Source organism: Streptomyces endophyticus (genome assembly GCF_035798155.1).
GTDB lineage: Bacteria > Actinomycetota > Actinomycetes > Streptomycetales > Streptomycetaceae > Streptomyces > Streptomyces endophyticus.
The window spans coordinates 1-488 of the sequence record NZ_JAOZYC010000089.1; the positions used below are offsets into that span (position 1 = coordinate 1).

1 protein-coding gene is annotated in these 488 nt (G+C 69.9%); it reads left to right on the forward strand.

Features of this window, described 5'->3' with window-relative positions; translation table 11 throughout:
- On the forward strand, positions 1–488 hold a 488-nt coding region (locus tag OKJ99_RS11515; RefSeq protein WP_326015879.1), incomplete at both ends, for an ABC transporter permease subunit.

Here is a 488-nt window from a genome sequence, read left to right on the forward strand (position 1 = left end):
ATCGTCGCGACGCTGATCTTCGCGGTGCCGCCGGGCGTGCGCATGACCGAGCTGGGCATCCGGCAGGTCGACAAGGAACTGGTCGAGGCCGCGGACGCGTTCGGTACGACGCCGCGCAACACCCTGTTCCGTGTGCAACTGCCGCTCGCCCTGCCGACGATCATGGCCGGTGTCAACCAGGTCATCATGCTGGGCCTGTCGATGGCCGCGATCGCGGGCATGGTCGGCACCGGCGGTCTCGGTGGCGCGGTCAACGAGGCCATCGGCCAGCTCAACGTCGGTCTCGGCGCCGAGTCCGGCATCTCGATCGTCATCCTGGCGATCTACCTGGACCGCATGACCAGCTCGCTCGGTCAGCAGGTCTCCCCGCTGGGCCGCCGCGCGCTGAACAAGCTGCGGGGCACGCAGGGGCTGAAGATCTGGTCGTACCGTCCCCGCCCGGCGGTCGCCGTGGTCGGTGTCGTCGTTCTCGCGCTGGTCGCGGGCGG